Source organism: Arthrobacter sp. NPDC058127 (genome assembly GCF_042884555.1).
Taxonomy (GTDB): domain Bacteria; phylum Actinomycetota; class Actinomycetes; order Actinomycetales; family Micrococcaceae; genus Arthrobacter.
The window spans coordinates 1-14,360 of record NZ_JBHVTT010000025.1 but is presented as its reverse complement, the minus strand read 5'-3'; the positions used below and the strand labels follow the sequence as shown (position 1 = coordinate 14,360).

Here is a 14,360-nt window from a genome sequence, read left to right as displayed (position 1 = left end):
GACTGTTCCCGTAGAGCATAGCCACGGACCGCACCCAGCGGCCCTGTAGAACATTGGAGTACCCATGGCAGCAAAATCCGTCCTCGACCAGGTCATTTCCCTCTCCAAGCGGAGGGGCTTCGTGTTCCAGGCCGGTGAAATCTATGGTGGCTCCCGGTCTGCATGGGACTACGGCCCCCTCGGTGCCGAGCTCAAGGAAAACATCAAGCGCCAGTGGTGGCAGAGCGTTGTCCGCGGCCGCGAAGATGTAGTGGGCCTGGATTCTTCCGTGATCCTGCCCCGCCAGGTATGGGAAGCTTCCGGCCACGTCGAGGTGTTCTCCGACCCCCTGGTCGAGTGCCTTTCCTGCCACAAGCGTTACCGCGCCGACCACCTCGAGGAAGAGTACGAGGAAAAGAAGGGCCGTCCCGCCGAAAACGGCCTCAAGGACATCGCCTGTGCCAACTGCGGCACCCGCGGCCAATGGACCGAACCGCAGGAGTTCTCCGGCCTCCTCAAGACCTTCCTCGGCCCGGTGGCCAGTGAAGAAGGCCTGCACTACCTCCGCCCGGAAACCGCGCAGGGCATTTTCGTCAACTTCAGCAACGTGCTCACCACGTCCCGCAAGAAGCCGCCGTTCGGCATCGGCCAGATCGGCAAGTCCTTCCGCAACGAGATCACGCCGGGCAACTTCATCTTCCGCACCCGCGAGTTCGAACAAATGGAAATGGAATTCTTCGTCGAGCCGGGCACGGACGAAGAATGGCACCAGTACTGGATGAAGGAACGCATGTCCTGGTACACCGACCTGGGCATCCGGCCGGAGAACCTGCGTTTCTTCGAGCACCCGTTGGACAAGCTCAGCCACTACTCCAAGGGCACCACGGACATCGAATACCGCTTCGGTTTCCAGGGCTCCGAGTGGGGCGAGCTCGAGGGCATCGCCAACCGCACCGACTTCGACCTCTCCACCCACTCGAAGGCCTCCGGCCAGGACCTCAGCTACTTCAACCAGGCCACCAACGAGCGCTACACGCCGTACGTCATTGAACCGGCCGCCGGCCTGACTCGCTCCTTCATGGCCTTCCTCGTGGACGCCTACACCGAAGACGAGGCACCCAACGCCAAGGGCGGCGTCGATGTCCGTACTGTCCTGAAGCTTGACCCGCGCCTGGCGCCGGTCAAGGCAGCCGTGCTGCCCCTGAGCCGCAACGAGGACCTGTCCCCGAAGGCGAAGGACTTGGGCACCCAGCTGCGCAAGAACTGGAACATCGACTTCGACGACGCCGGCGCCATTGGCCGCCGCTACCGTCGCCAGGACGAGATCGGTACTCCGTTCTGCATCACCGTGGACTTCGACACCCTCGACGACCAGGCCGTCACCATCCGTGAGCGCGACACCATGAGCCAGGAACGTGTGTCCCTGGACAAGGTGGAGGGCTACCTGGCCGCACGACTGATCGGCGCCTAAGCGTGACCATCGAGTACCGCGAATGGCGTGAGGGCGACGACCTCGCGCTCCTGGAAATGTGGGGCGGGCCCGAGACCCTGCCGGCCCAGCAATTCCGCGCAGCCCTGGCACCGTCGAGCAACAGCGGTCAAGGCCAGCCTTGGCGCCGGTGCATCGTGGCGGAAGACGTCGTTGACGGCGTCGGCATCCCGGTGGCCGCGGGTGTGGTCCATGAGGCGTCCCTGCACGCGGAACGTCTCTGGGCCTACATCGAGGTTGCCAAGGACCACCGACGCAGCGGGATAGGGGCCACGCTCCTGACCATGCTGCGGCGCGAAGCCGGGCAGTCGCCGTCGGGCGTCACCAAGCTGCGCAGCAAAGTGGAGCCCGGCACGGCCGGTGCCGCCTTCGCCGAGTGGGCGGGACTAACACCGATCCAGCGCTCCCGGCTTGTGGTGGTGGATCCCGAGCCGCTCAGGCTGCCCGTGTTTGGAGACGGCTCCGAAGAAGCGGCGTCCGAGCAAGTCGAAGACCTCGCCACGGGATCCGTGGAACTGAGCGACGTCGTAGGCCGGTACTACACCGCCGTACACCACTGGGACAACCCCGGCGAGCTGGGCATCCCCACGGTGCAACGGCTTTTCCTCGACGATCTGACGGGGGCGCACGGAGCGGTCGTGCTGCGTGCTCCGAAGGCCAGTGCTTTTGGTACGGGCGTTCCGGCCACCCGCAAGGGCAAGCTGCAGGCCTTCGCCATCAGCTATGCCCAGGGCAGCTCGGACGAGCCATCGGAGGTGTTCCTTGGCCACGATCCGCTTTTGCAGGATGACGAGGCGAGGGAGGCAGTCCGTGGCCTGCTCGCGCTCATTGCCTACCAGCACCCCGTGCTCCTTGAGGTGGACGATTCGATGACGGCCGTCCGTGCCGTCGTCGATCCCTTGCTGGAGCTGGGTAAAGCGAAGCTCCGCGGCGCGGACACCCTGGTGGTCAGCGAATAGCCGGCGGCTGGCCCAAGTGACTCGCAGTTGTTGTCGTTATGAGCCCTCATAACGACAACAACTGCGAGGTAGTCGGGGGAAGCTGGTTGGGGAAGCCTTGACGAGGCCGTGGCATGGGTGTAGGCATGACGACGTAAGCCCCGGCCGTTGCTCTGGTGGGGTAGCGGCGGGTGGAACGAATCCGGTCTCATGAAGAGAATCGGCGGTAACACCCATGAATGGAACAGCCCTCGACGGACTGCGTGAACAGCTCCGTGGGCAACTCGTCACTCCAAGTGATCCTGACTATGATTCCGCCCGTGCCGTCTTTAACGGGATGATCGACAAACGTCCGGCAGGAGTCGTCCGGGTGGCCCAGGTGGCGGACGTCATCGCGAGCGTGAACTTCGCCCGGGACAATTCCCTGCCATTGGCTATCCGCGGCGGCGGCCACAGCGCACCCGGCTTCGGGACTTGGGACGATGCCCTCGTCATAGATTTCGTCAACCGTACCGGAGTCCGTGTTGATCCCGAAGCCGGCACGGCCCGTGCCGAGGCGGGAACAACCTGGGCAGATTTCAACCACGCTACCCATGCATTCGGGCTGGCCACCACCGGCGGGATTGTGGGATCCACCGGCATCGCGGGCCTGACCCTGGGTGGCGGCATCGGCTATCTTGCCCGCAAACACGGCCTGTCCTGTGACAACTTGATCTCCGCCGACGTGGTGACTGCCGACGGCAAGTTCCTGACTGCAAACGAAACCCGGAACGAGGATCTCTTCTGGGCCTTGCGGGGCGGCGGCGGCAATTTCGGTGTGGTGACGTCACTGGAATACAAGTTGCACCCGGTGGACATGGTCCACGTGGGGATTGTCATCTATGGAGCGGAAAACACCGAGACGGTCGCGAAGTTCTACCGGGATTACATTGACTCCGCTCCCGAAGAGTTCGGAGCGTTCCTCGGATTCCATCAAGGCCCACCCGTGCCGTTCCTTCCAGAAGAATGGCACGGCAAGCCCGTGTGCGTCGTGGTCGGGATGTGGACGGGAGACATGGCAGAAGGCGAAGCCCGCTGGCAGCCGTTCCTCGAAGCCGCACCCGTGGCCGGATCCCTGATCACCCCGATGCCCTATCCGGCACTCAACGTGGCGTTTGACGGGCTCAATCCCAAAGGCCTGCAAGGGTACTGGAAAGCCAACTTCATCAGTGAACTCAACGATGGCGTCATCGACGCGCATGCAGAATTTGGTTCCACGGTCACCAGCCTCAACACCGCGGTCCACGTCTACCCGATCGACGGCGCGGCGGCCCGGGTCGGAGCCCAGGACACAGCTTTCGCGAACCGCGGGATGAAGTTCGCCCCCGTGATCGCAGCACAGTGGCCGGACCCTGCGGACAATGAAGCCAACATAGCCTGGGCCCGCAACTACGCGGAGGCGCTCCGTCCGCATTCTGCTGCGAGCGGCTACATCAACTTCATGGATGCGGAGGACCAAGGCAGGATCAGTGAGAACTACGGGGTCAACTACGAGCGGCTGCAAGCCATCAAGGGCAAGTACGATCCAGGAAACCTCTTCCACGTGAACCAAAACATCAAACCCGCCTAAGCACTCGGGTATCAAGCGAGCCCAACTGATCCCCACCGCCACCCTCGCCTCGCAAGTCCCCGCCGGCTCCCAACCTTCGCAAGCTCAGGCTGGGGCCCTCGCCGGCGGGGCCCCACGGCCAGGGAACCCTGGCGGCGTGGGCCCACGCATTTGTTGTCGTTCTGAGCCCTCATAACGACAACAACTGCGAGTTAGTTGGGTGGGACGCAGCGCTGCCCCACGTAGGCTTGTGGGCATGAGGTTTTGCAGCTAATGGGTCACGGCCATTCACACGGACACACAGAGCATGTCGAGCCAAGCCCGACGGCGCTCGCGGCACGCAAGCGGGCCAACTGGCTCCTCGTGGCCGTGCTGGCTCCGATTGCCGTGCTCACGATCGTAGCCATGCTCGTCATGTGGCCGTCGGGGAGCAAGGAAGGTATCACCTTCGCGAGCCCCTACACGGCCGCTCCCGGGGTGACGTTCGATACCGGCAAGATCCAAGCCGTCACCCAGGAAAGCTGCACGCAAGGGACGCAGGCGCCGAGTACGAACGGCACGAACCAGAGTAGTGGCGCACAGCCGCAGGGGTCCCAATGCACTTTCGCGTCCACGCAACCGGATAACGGCGGCAGCCCCGTGAAAGTAGTCATCAACCCGGATGTCGCCAAGTCCCACGGCGTCAAAGTCGGGGACAGCATCCGTTACCTGAACCTCTCCGGGGTGCAGGGCGCAGCGGCGGGCAACGGCTCGCCGTCGTACGTTTTCCTGGACTTCGTGCGGACCGTTCCCATGGCCCTTCTGGCGATCCTGTATGCCGTGGTGGTCATTGCGGTCGCGCGCTGGCGCGGCTTCAGGGCGCTCCTCGGGCTGGCCGGAGCCTACGTGGTGATGGTCAGCTTCATGCTTCCGGGATTGGTGGAAGGGAAGCCGCCGCTGCTCGTGGCTTTGGTCGGCTCCACGGCCATCATGATGGGGGTCCTCTATTTCGCCCACGGATTCTCGGCCAAGACCTCCACCGCGCTGCTGGGCACGATCTTCGGCCTCGGCATTACGGCGCTGCTGGCAGCCTGGGCCACGGATGCGGCCAACCTGACAGGGATCGCCACGAGCGAGGGCGCCACGCTCGTGAACATGTCGGACAAGATCTCCCTTTCCGGGATCATCCTCTGCGGGCTCATCATCTCCGGGCTCGGGGTCCTCAACGACGTGACCATCACCCAGTCCGCGGCAGTGTGGGAACTCTACGAACTGGCACCCGAGACTGGCGCGCGGAAGCTGTTCACCTCGGCCATGAGGATCGGCCGGGACCACATCGCCTCCACGGTCTACACCATCGCCTTCGCCTACGCCGGTGCCGCACTGCCCATCCTGATCATTGTCATGCTGTACGACCGCCCGCTGGTCGACGCCCTCACCAGTGCCGAGTTGTCCGAGGAAGTCATCCGCACGCTGGTTGGCTCCATCGGCCTGGTGTTGGCCATCCCGGTGACCACCTTGATTGCTGTGCTGGTGGTGAAGGCGACCGGTCCAAGGCGGCTCGCGGCTGCCGTTGCCGCGGATCCGGAACCAGCCCACGACGACGGCGACGTCCGTGAGCTTGAAACTGCCGGGTCCGCAGACGCCTTCGAATCGTTCGACACGGGCGAGCTCGCCGCCGTCGTCATGACCAGGCGGGCACGCAGGGAAGCCGAACGCGGACAGTAGAACCGACATGACATTTGTCATGCCTCATTGGTGACACACGCCCCGGCGCCGGACGCGGATCCCGGCTTTGATGGGTAGTGGAGTAAACCAAAGCCAAGGAGAGTCATGACAACAGCGAGTGTGCCGGCCGTCCACGCCGCCGGACTGCACAAGAGCTTCGGGAAGGTCCATGCCGTACGCGGCCTCGACCTCACCGTGCAGCCGGGGGAAGTGGTGGCGTTCCTCGGTCCCAACGGGGCCGGCAAGACCACCACGATCGACATGATCCTCGGCTTGAGCGCCCCGGACCAGGGAAGCGTTTCCATCTTCGGCCACACTCCCCGGGGAGCCATCGCCCGTGGCCAAGTGGCAGCCGTGATGCAGACTGGCGGCTTGCTGCGGGACATCAGCGTCCGCGAGACCGTGCAGCTCAACGCAGCCATGTTCGATTCCTCCCGCCCCGTGGACGAAGTCCTGGCGCGGGCGGGCATCCTGGAGATCGCCGACCGCAAGGTGGAAAAGTGCTCCGGCGGCCAGCAGCAGCGGCTGCGCTTCGCCATGGCCCTCGTCTCCGATCCCGGATTGCTCATCCTGGACGAGCCCACCACCGGCATGGATGTGGCGGGCCGGCGCGACTTCTGGACCGCCATCAGGAGCGACGCCCAGCGCGGACGGACCGTCATCTTCGCCACCCATTACCTCGAAGAAGCCGACGCCTACGCGGACAGGATTGTCCTGGTCCGGCAAGGCAGCATCGTCGCCGACGGCACCGCCGCCCAGATCAAGAACCTTGCCTCGGGCCGTACCGTCAAGGCTTCCCTTCCGGCGGCAGAGCGCGGGCTCTTGGCCGGGATGCCGCCGACGGAAAGTGTCGAGTACGACGGCGGCCGCCTCACCGTCCGCACGGGCGACTCGGACGCCGTCGTGCGGTACCTGCTCAACAACACGGGCGCCCACGACGTCGAAGTGGCGGCCAACAACCTCGAGGAGGCGTTCGTCGCCCTCACCGGAGACGATGCCGTGCCGGAATCCACGAGCATCACTTTTGAAGGAGACCTCGTATGAGCACGGCAACAGTCGTCCAGGAACGGAAACCGTCCGCTGGCGGGGTCAACCGCACGTTCCTCTGGATCGAAATCAAGCGGATGCTCCGGAACCGCCGGACCATCATTTTCACGGTATTCATGCCCGCCGTTTTCTTCTTCATTTTCGGCTTGTCCAACAAGGACAAGCTCCTGCCCAACGGGCACAGCTACGGCCAGTACATCCTCATCAGCCTCACGGTCTATGCCGCGATGACCGCTGCTACGGGCGCCGGCAGCCAAGTGGCAGTGGAACGTGCCCAGGGTTGGAGCCGCCAGCTTCGCCTCACGCCCCTCCTGCCCGGTGCGTACATCGCGGTGAAAGCCATGGCTGCGCTGACGCTGTCCCTCGTTGCCGTCGTGGCCCAGTTCGTCATCGGTGCCCTGGCTGGTGTCACCATGGATGCCCAGACCTGGCTGACGGCGGGGCTGGTTGCCTGGCTGGGCTCCCTGGTCTTCGCGGCACTCGGCTTGTTCGTCGGATACCTCATGCCGAGCCAGAATGTCATGCAGATCCTCGGCCCGGCCCTTGCCATCCTTGCCATGCTCGGTGGACTGTTCATGCCGATCGAGATCATGGGGGAGACCTTCGGGAACATCGCCAAGTTCACGCCCGCCTACGGGATCGGGCAATTGGCCCGGAGCCCCATCACAGGCGAGTTCGACTGGGCGTGGATCGTCAACGTGCTCATCTGGCTCGTGATCTTCGTGGCCGGGGCTGCGATGGCGTTCCGCCGCGACACGAAACGTGTCTGAACAGGCCGCTAGGGTGAGCACCATGACCAACAAAGCAGGCGGAAGCTCTTTCAGGGATGTGCTCAACGGCAGCGCGTTCAGCGGCCAGCTGTTCACCGGCAGCATGTTCCGCGGTCCCGGACCACGGGGCTGGTTCATCGGGGCGGGACTCTCCATCCTGCTCTGGGCCTGGCCGACGTGGAACATCGTGTGGTCCGTGGACGAGCCGCTGGCCTGGAAAGTAGCGGCGTCGGCGTCCCTGATTGTGTTCTTCGCTGCCTACGTCTTCCTGCCCCAGATCAGTTGGCGCCTGGGCGTCCGGGCGGGCATTGTGTCCGCCGGTATCCTGCTGGCGCTGAACGGTGTGATCGTCCTCCTCATCGGCAGGGAAGCCTTGTGGACCTGGACTTTCCTCGCCTGCGCCATCGCCATGACGTCCCTTCCGCCGCGCGCGGATTTCTTCCTCATCGTCGGATTGGCCCTCGCTTCCTTCACCACCCAGTTGGTGACGGGCAACGGGGAGCAGGCCTTGCTCCAGGCCGGGATCATCGTGTCCCTCGGCCTCATGATGTCCGCCTTCGCGCGGCTGATCAGGCAGACCGCACGGCTCCGGGAAGCGCAGACTGAACTGGCCGACACAGCCGTGGCGGCGGAGCGCAGCCGCGTCGCCCGGGACATGCACGACATCCTGGGGCATTCCCTGACGGTCATCGCCGTGAAGGCCGAATTGGCAGGCAGGATGCTGGACACCGTCCCGGGCGATTACCCTGCCCGCGACCGGGCCGCGGCCGAGATCGTCGCGGTGCAGGACTTGGCCCGCGGCGCGCTCGCCGACGTCCGCGCCACCGTGGCCGGCTACCGCGGCGTCAACGTCCTGGCGGAACTCGCAGTGGCCCGGACCGCCTTGGAATCGGCCGGGATCGACGCCGAATTGCCGGGAACCGTCGAACAGGTTCCGGCGCGTCACCGGGAGCTCTTCGGCTGGGTGTTGCGCGAAGGCGTCACCAACGTTGTGCGGCACTCCGGCGCCGCGCGCTGCCGCGTCCGGTTGACGGCGTCGAGCGTTCTGGTGGAGGACGACGGCGTCGGCCCGGCCTCCGGGGGCCGCTCCGGGAACGGACTGGCCGGGATCCGCGAACGCGTGGGTGCCGCGGGCGGAACGGTCAGTATTGGCCCGAGCGACCTGGGAGGGTTCAGATTGGCGGTAGAGGTATGAGCATCCGATTGGTGATCGCGGATGACCAGGCCCTGGTGCGCGGTGCACTTGCGGCTTTGCTGGGACTGGAGCCGGACATCGAGGTGGTCGCGGAACTGGGCGACGGGACAGGGGTGGCGGCCGCCGTCGTCGAGCACTCCGCCGATGTGGCAATGCTCGACGTCGAGATGCCCGGCCTGGACGGGATCAGCGCGGCAGCCGCCGTGCGGCGGGCCGCGCCGCAGTGCCGGGTCCTCATGGTGACCACGTTCGGGCGGCCCGGCTACCTCAAGCGCGCGATGCAGGCCGGTGCCTCCGGATTCGTCGTCAAGGACACCCCGGCGCGGCAATTGGCCGAAGCGGTGCGCCGCGTGAATCAGGGGCTCAGGGTGGTGGACCCCGTGCTCGCCGCGGAATCCTTGACCGCGGGAGACAGCCCGCTGACCGAACGTGAGGGGGAAGTGCTCAAGGCAGCGTCCGACGGCGGAACGGTGGCCGATATCGCGAAGTCGGCGATGCTCTCCGAAGGGACCGTGCGGAACTACTTGTCCGCCGCGATGGCCAAGACCGGCGGCCGGACCCGCGCCGAGGCCGTGCGGATCGCCGAAGACAACGGCTGGCTGCTCTAGCGGCCCGGCTCGCGACCGGCCGGTCCAGTCGATTTGCCCCGCTTTGAGACAATGGACGGGTGACTGTAGTAGCAACACCCCCTTCGCCCAAGCTCGAACTGCCCCCGCTGCAGCTCGGCCGGATCACCGTGGACACCCCCGTGATCCTTGCCCCGATGGCCGGCATCACCAACTCGGCCTTCCGTCGGCTGTGCCGTGAATACGGCGGCGGTCTATACGTCGCGGAGATGGTGACCTCCCGTGCCCTCGTGGAGCGCACCCCGGAGTCGTTGCGCATCATCTCCCACGACGACGACGAAAAAGTCCGTTCCGTGCAGTTGTACGGCGTGGACCCCGTCACCGTTGGCCAGGCCGTGCGCATGCTCGTCGAAGAAGACCGGGCGGACCATATCGACCTCAACTTCGGCTGCCCCGTGCCCAAAGTCACCCGGCGCGGCGGCGGATCCGCCCTCCCCTGGAAGATCGACCTCTTCACCTCGATCGTCCAGACTGCCGTCAAGGAAGCCTCCAAGGGCGACATCCCGCTGACCATCAAGATGCGCAAGGGCATTGACGAGGACCACCTCACGTACCTCGACGCCGGCCGCATCGCCCGCGACTCCGGTGTTGCCGCCGTCGCGCTCCACGGCCGCACGGCCGCGCAGTTCTACTCCGGCCAGGCCGACTGGTCCGCCATCGCACGCCTGCGCGAGGCCCTCCCGGACATTCCCGTCCTCGGCAACGGGGACATCTGGTCCGCCGAAGACGCAGTCCGCATGGTGCGCGAAACCGGGATCGACGGCGTCGTGGTGGGCCGCGGCTGCCAAGGCCGCCCGTGGCTCTTCGGGGACCTCCAGGCCGCCTTTGAGGGCAGCGACCAGCGCCACCGTCCGGGCTTGCGCGAGGTGGCCGACGGCGTCTACCGCCACGCCGAGCTCATGATCGAAACCTTCGGCAACGACGAGTACAAGGCGCTGCGTGAGATCCGCAAGCACATGGCCTGGTACTTCAAGGGCTACGTGGTGGGAGGGGAGCTGCGTGCCAAACTGGCCACGGTGCCGACGCTCGAGGTCCTGCGCGAGCTGCTGGACCAGCTGGACATGGACCTGCCGTACCCAGGCATCGATTCGGAAGGCCCGCGCGGACGCGCAGGTTCCCCCAAAAAGCCGGCGTTGCCTAAGGATTGGCTTCTCAGCCGGCAGATGGACGCGGACCAGACGCGTGATATCGCCGCAGCCGAACTCGACGTCTCAGGCGGCTAAAGCGCGGCCCGGACCGGCGCGTGCACGCGCACGGCCAGAGTCGTGGAAAACTGGCTGCATAGGCACGGGCTGAAGAGACGCCGGTGCACGGCAAGCGGAGGAGGCAGATACCCATGGGAACTGAAGCGATGTCTGCAGCACGCCCGGCCGAAAACGCAACGGGCATTCCAGGCTATGTGGAGGCCGACTCGGCACGCTGGGTCCAGGAACCCCGCAAGAATACCTACCGCTCGGACTTCGAGCGGGACCGGGCACGGGTGCTGCATTCGTCAGCCCTCCGGCGGCTCGGGGCCAAGACCCAAGTGGTGGCCCCGGACACCGACGACTTCGTGCGCACCCGGTTGACGCACAGCCTTGAAGTGGCCCAGGTGGGCCGCGAATTGGGCCGCGCGCTCGGTTGCGATCCGGATGTTGTGGACACGGCGTGCCTGAGCCACGATCTTGGCCATCCGCCTTTCGGGCACAACGGGGAATCGGCGCTCAACGAGGTCGCCCATGGAATCGGTGGCTTCGAAGGCAACGCCCAGACCCTGCGCCTGCTGACCCGGCTTGAACCCAAGGTCCTTGCCCCCGACGGCCGGCCCGCGGGCCTGAACCTGACCCGGGCCAGCCTTGACGCCGCGTCCAAGTATCCCTGGTCCGCCGTCGATGCCCCCGTCATCCACGGACAGCGGAGCAGCAAATTCGGCGCTTACGAGGACGATCTGCCCGTGTTTGCCTGGCTTCGTGACGGAGCGCCGGGGAACCGTTCCTGCATCGAGGCCCAGGTGATGGACCTGGCCGACGATATTTCGTACTCCGTCCACGACGTCGAGGACGCCATTGTTGCCGGCCATTTCCAGCTGAAGTGGCTGGACAATCCGGACCACCGCGCGCGCGTGGTGGGGTACACGAAGCAGTGGTACCTGCCCCACAACGATCCGGCCGAAATCGACGCCGCACTGGCACGCCTCGAAGCCACGAGCGTGTGGGTCCGCGAAGCCGACGGCAGCCGCAAGTCGATGGCCGCGCTGAAGGACATGACCAGCCAGTTGATCGGCCGGTTCTGCCAGAGTGCCTTGGAGACCACGAGGGCGCACTTCGGACCGGACCACCTCACCCGGTACGCTGCGGAACTCATGGTCCCCGAGGAAACCGTCACCGAGATCGCGGCCATGAAGGGCCTTGCCACGACGTTCGTGATCTCCACCGACCATCGGCAGCCCGTCTATGAGCGCCAGCGCGAAGTCCTGCACGCCCTCGTCGGCGTGCTCAACGCGAGCGGAGACCGGCATCTGGAACCGATGTTCGCCGCGGACTGGCGGGACGCCCCCGACGACGGCGCCCGGCTTCGCGTTGTCATCGACCAGGTGGCGTCCCTCACGGACGCTTCGGCGCTGGCGATGTACGAACGCCTCGTGGGCAGCCTCCCCTCGCTCTGGTAGCCCGACGGCGGCCCGCGGCTGCCCGTGCGGAGCGACTAGGATGGTGACGTGGCTGGCCTGATCAAACGTGAAGATATCGACGAAGTACGCCAGCGCACCGATATCAAGGAAGTAGTGGACGGCTACGTCACCCTCAAGGGCGCCGGCCTGGGGACCTTCAAAGGCCTGTGTCCCTTCCACGACGAGCGCTCGCCGTCGTTCACTGTCCGTCCGCAAGTGGGCCGGTACCATTGCTTCGGCTGCGGCGAAGACGGCGATGCCATCTCCTTCGTCCAGAAAATGGACCACAGCTCCTTCCACGAAGCCGTGGAAAAGCTCGCAGCCCGGATCGGCTACGAGCTCCGCTATGAAGACGGCGGCACAGGTCCCAACCGCGAAGAGGTCGGCAAGCGCCAACGGCTGCTGGATGCCCACAAAATCGCCGACGAGTTCTTCCGTGCCCAACTGCTCACGGCAGGTGCCGCAGAGGGCCGCAACTTCCTCCACGGCCGCGGCTTCGATCGGACCGCGGCCGAAAAGTTCGGCGTCGGCTACGCGCCCCAGGGTTGGGACTCGCTGCTGAAGCACCTGCGCGGACGCGGGTTTACGGATGCCGAGCTGAAGCTGACGGGAATGTTTTCGGAAGGCAACCGGGGCATTTACGACCGCTTCCGCGGCAGGCTCATCTGGCCCATCCGGGACATCGCCGGTGACACCATCGGCTTCGGTGCCCGCAAGCTTTACGAGGACGACCAGGGCCCGAAGTACCTGAACACTCCGGAGACCGTGCTCTACAAGAAGTCCCAGGTCCTCTACGGAATCGACCTCGCCAAGCGGAACATCGCCAAGGACCGGCAACTGGTGGTGGTGGAGGGATACACGGACGTCATGGCCTGCCATCTTGCCGGAGTCGGTACCGCCGTGGCCACATGCGGTACGGCCTTCGGCACGGAACACATCAAGATCGCCCGCCGCTTGCTGTCAGACGACGGCACCGGGGGAGAGGTCATCTTCACCTTCGACGGCGACGCCGCCGGGCAGAAGGCCGCATTGCGCGCTTTTGAGGAAGACCAGCGCTTTACCGCGCAGACGTACGTGGCCGTGGAACCCACCGGGGCCGACCCATGCGATTTGCGCCAACTCAAGGGGGACGCGGCCGTCCGGGACTTGATCGGCACCCGCCGGCCCCTCTTCGAATTTGCCATCCGGGCCTCCCTGAAACGCCACAACCTGGACACCGTGGAAGGCCGGGTCGCCGCCCTGCGCGAATCGGCCCCTGTGGTGGCGCAGATCCGTGATTCGGGCATCCGTCCGGCGTATGTCCGCGAGCTGGCGGGCTGGCTTGGCATGCCGATTGAGGAGGTCAGCCGGGCTGTGGGCTTGGCCGCCAAGCGCGCTGCTTCCGCGCCTGCACTGGGGATGTCGGGCGCTTCAGGAGCTGCGGGATCCGCTGGAGCCCAGGGGGCCGGGCAGGGCACACTGCCGGGCCAGGCCGGACAGCCGGCGGCAGCACCGCCGTCGAGCGCTCCCATCGCCTTCATGCGCCCGGATCCGCGGGATCCCATTGCAGCCATGGAGCGGCAGGCCCTCGAAGTGGTCATCCAGAATCCTGCTGTCCTCGGTGGCGAAGCTGCGCTTGCAGGTGGAGCTGTGCCTAACAGTGGAGCATGGGAACGATTTGAGGCCTGCCATTTTGTCACTCCGGCCTATTCAGCCGTGCACACTGCCATCCGGGCTGCCGGGCTGGCACACGCGGGAGACCCTGTGGCCTGGGTGGAAGGGATTCGCCAAGAGGTTCCGGAACCGCTCCAAGGCCTGGTCTCCGAGCTTGCCGTCGTTCCGCTGCCGGCCAGCACCCCCGAGGCGCTTCAGCGTTATTGCCGAGACATCTTGGCCCGACTTTTCGAACTGCAGATCACCAGGGTCAAAGCGGACAAGATGGGCCAATTGCAGCGCCTGGACGCCTCGGCCCAGCCGGAGGAGTTCCAGCGCCTCAACCGGGAACTCATGCAGCTGGAAATGCAGCGCCGCGCTCTCCGCATGGATAGCTAAGGGCGTTCCCCGGCGTCGATTTCGTTTCCCGGCAGCCCTTTGTTAGGCTGGTACACGCTTCATTCCTCCGTAGCTCAATTGGCAGAGCATTCGACTGTTAATCGAAGGGTTACTGGTTCAAGTCCAGTCGGAGGAGCTTACTCAAAAATCCCCGTCCTCAGTAGAGGGCGGGGATTTTTGGCGTCTGGTTCTTTACCTCGTGGTGAGGGTGACGTCGTCGAGGTACATCCAGGTGTCATCCGCCGGGCTGGAGCCGTCGAGGTGGACGTTGAACCAGAGGGTGATGGTCTGGCCTTTGTAGGCGGTGAGGTCGGCGGTGAACTGGGTCCAGGTGCCGTTGTTG

The 14,360-nt window shown here is 65.5% G+C and carries 11 protein-coding genes and 1 tRNA gene; all 12 read left to right on the top strand.

The features are described from left to right. Nucleotides 1–64: 64 nt before the first annotated feature. A complete protein-coding gene (locus ACFVTG_RS22455; RefSeq protein ID WP_284751342.1) occupies nucleotides 65–1,450 on the top strand; it encodes a glycine--tRNA ligase in 1,386 nt (461 codons plus the stop codon). 2 nt (nucleotides 1,451–1,452) lie between these two features. Next, the gene (locus ACFVTG_RS22450; RefSeq protein WP_390282969.1) at nucleotides 1,453–2,427 is read left to right on the top strand and encodes a GNAT family N-acetyltransferase; all 975 of its coding nucleotides are present in this window, start codon (nucleotides 1,453–1,455) and stop codon (nucleotides 2,425–2,427) included. Between the two features lie 214 nt (nucleotides 2,428–2,641). Then, on the top strand, nucleotides 2,642–4,015 hold the full coding sequence (locus tag ACFVTG_RS22445) for an FAD-binding oxidoreductase (RefSeq protein ID WP_284751340.1): 1,374 nt from the start codon (nucleotides 2,642–2,644) through the stop codon (nucleotides 4,013–4,015). A 252-nt stretch (nucleotides 4,016–4,267) separates the two neighbouring features. Continuing rightward, on the top strand, nucleotides 4,268–5,701 hold the full coding sequence (locus tag ACFVTG_RS22440; RefSeq protein ID WP_390282968.1) for a YibE/F family protein: 1,434 nt from the start codon (nucleotides 4,268–4,270) through the stop codon (nucleotides 5,699–5,701). 105 nt (nucleotides 5,702–5,806) lie between these two features. After that, nucleotides 5,807–6,745: an ABC transporter ATP-binding protein gene (locus ACFVTG_RS22435; protein WP_284751338.1), complete on the top strand. Its 939-nt coding sequence runs from the start codon at nucleotides 5,807–5,809 to the stop codon at nucleotides 6,743–6,745. Beyond that, entirely contained in the window at nucleotides 6,742–7,518 is a 777-nt protein-coding gene (locus ACFVTG_RS22430) for an ABC transporter permease (protein ID WP_284751337.1), read from the top strand. Before ACFVTG_RS22435 ends, ACFVTG_RS22430 begins: the two co-directional genes overlap by 4 nt. A gap of 22 nt (nucleotides 7,519–7,540) precedes the next feature. Next, complete coding sequence (locus ACFVTG_RS22425) at nucleotides 7,541–8,713, top strand: sensor histidine kinase (RefSeq protein WP_390282967.1); 1,173 nt, start codon at nucleotides 7,541–7,543, stop codon at nucleotides 8,711–8,713. Then, the gene (locus ACFVTG_RS22420) at nucleotides 8,710–9,321 is read left to right on the top strand and encodes a response regulator (RefSeq protein WP_390282966.1); all 612 of its coding nucleotides are present in this window, start codon (nucleotides 8,710–8,712) and stop codon (nucleotides 9,319–9,321) included. The genes ACFVTG_RS22425 and ACFVTG_RS22420 overlap by 4 nt, the downstream gene beginning before the upstream one ends. A 59-nt stretch (nucleotides 9,322–9,380) precedes the next feature. Beyond that, complete coding sequence (dusB, locus tag ACFVTG_RS22415) at nucleotides 9,381–10,562, top strand: tRNA dihydrouridine synthase DusB (protein WP_284751334.1); 1,182 nt, start codon at nucleotides 9,381–9,383, stop codon at nucleotides 10,560–10,562. A 113-nt stretch (nucleotides 10,563–10,675) separates the two neighbouring features. Beyond that, a complete protein-coding gene (locus ACFVTG_RS22410; protein WP_370872192.1) occupies nucleotides 10,676–11,986 on the top strand; it encodes a deoxyguanosinetriphosphate triphosphohydrolase in 1,311 nt (436 codons plus the stop codon). A gap of 48 nt (nucleotides 11,987–12,034) precedes the next feature. After that, nucleotides 12,035–14,017, top strand: coding sequence for a DNA primase (dnaG, locus tag ACFVTG_RS22405; protein ID WP_390282965.1), 1,983 nt, complete (start codon nucleotides 12,035–12,037; stop codon nucleotides 14,015–14,017). A 63-nt stretch (nucleotides 14,018–14,080) separates the two neighbouring features. After that, a tRNA-Asn gene (locus ACFVTG_RS22400) sits at nucleotides 14,081–14,153 on the top strand. Nucleotides 14,154–14,360: the final 207 nt, after the last annotated feature.